The organism is Methanobrevibacter sp. (assembly GCF_045577275.1).
Taxonomy (GTDB): domain Archaea; phylum Methanobacteriota; class Methanobacteria; order Methanobacteriales; family Methanobacteriaceae; genus Methanobrevibacter.
Genome location: NZ_JAZNIB010000197.1, coordinates 1 through 1,720, shown reverse-complemented (window position 1 = coordinate 1,720; position 1,720 = coordinate 1). Strand labels below are relative to the sequence as shown.

The window sequence follows — 1,720 nt, the reverse complement described above, 5'->3', positions numbered from 1 at the left end:
TTTTTCTTGTAATAATTTATTTTTTTCTCAGTTTTTTTATTTTTTTCTTGTAATAATTTATTTTTTTTCAGTATTTTTTATTTTTTTTTCTTGTAATAATTTATTTTTTCTCACTATTTTTTTAATTTTTAATCAATCAATATGGCATTATATATAAATATTTAAATATTAGTTAACTAATATAATAGTGATGAATATTTTTATAAAATAAATAATAATTTTATTGATTATTTCACAAGATATTCATACAATCATTTTTAACCTATTTGGGGGTGAAAATTTGATTTGTCCTAAATGTCATACAGTAAATGATGATGAAGAAAAGTATTGTAGAAATTGTGGATTTCAATTGAATTCAGCAAGAATTTGTCCTGAATGTGGGAAGACAAATGATTCCAATTCCAAATATTGTAAGGAATGTGGAACTGTTTTAACTCCTGTGAATACTTTTAGAAAACAAGTTATTGAGGAAAACACAAAGAAATCTTTCTTTAGTATGTATAAAGTGCCTATAATTTGTGCTTTAGTGATCCTATTGGCTGTCGGTGCTGTGACTGGAATGGCTTATTATAATAATAGCAATTCTGGCGGTGATGATGGCTCTAATGCAATAATTCCACTAGACAATAACTACACTGGATTTTTTGAAGAAGATGCAACTGATGCACAAATGCAGGAAAACGATACTAATAAGACAAATGATACAAATACAAGCAAAACTCTAACTGAAAAGGTAGAAAATAAGACAACTAAAGCTAATCAAACTGATAAAGTCAATAAGACTAATAAAACCAAAACTATCACTGATAAGGTTAACAAGACTAAACCGTCTAATAACAGTTCCAAATCAATGAATAGTTCAAGTTCAAAGAATAATTCATCTAAGTCAATCACTGAAAAGGTGGATAATAAAGGAAAATCTGATAAGAAGAGTCAGGACAGTAAAAATAAAATGAACAGTCCTGATAAAAACGATTCAGGAAGCTCTTCCATTATTCCAGGCATTTCAGATGATGAGACTAATGATAGTCAATCAGATAGCATTATAGATGAATTAATTAATGATACTGATAGCGTAAATGATTCAGATGCAGAAAATGACACTTCAGAAGAGGATATATTAAACAGTTCTGAATTGACAGAAATGGAAATGGAAGACGTCCCTAACCTTGCTAAGGAAGTTTCCGAAAGGAATTATGCATTTTCAACAATTGATTATAATGGAAATGAATTCACAGAAGCTCAATGTATTGATATTTTCGCACAATATCTTTTAAACATTGATAAAGGAGTATCATCTCCTATTGAAATCAAGGATGTTAAGGATGCTTCAAACCCGTCAGGTGAAGATTTAAGCCAATCCATTGAAAAGTCAGATTATTTAAGCATAGCAAATAGGGTCCACAGTTGGATAGACAGCAAGGAGAGAGTTCCTAATTATGTTGGAATTTCAACAGTTGGAGCAGATGATCTTTCAGATGAAAAGATGCTTGAATTATTCACTTTAGCTGTATTGGAATATTCCATCACTGGAGATTTGCCTGAATCAGTTGAAATATAATTAATTTAGAGAATAATCTTATTCTCTTTTACTATTTTTTTTAAAATTTTTCTTTATTTTTTCTTTGAATTTTCTGGTTTTTCTCTTATTTTTCAAAATTTTTCTTTATTTTTTCTATGAATTTCCTAGTTTTTCTCACTATTTTTAATAAAGATATAA

The 1,720-nt window shown here is 28.1% G+C and carries 1 protein-coding gene; it reads left to right on the top strand.

Going from position 1 to position 1,720, the window contains the following annotated elements:
• Nucleotides 1-280: 280 nt before the first annotated feature.
• On the top strand, nt 281-1,561 hold the full coding sequence (locus ACKI67_RS05850) for a zinc-ribbon domain-containing protein (RefSeq protein ID WP_407462503.1): 1,281 nt from the start codon (nt 281-283) through the stop codon (nt 1,559-1,561).
• The last annotated feature ends 159 nt before the right edge of the window (nt 1,562-1,720 follow it).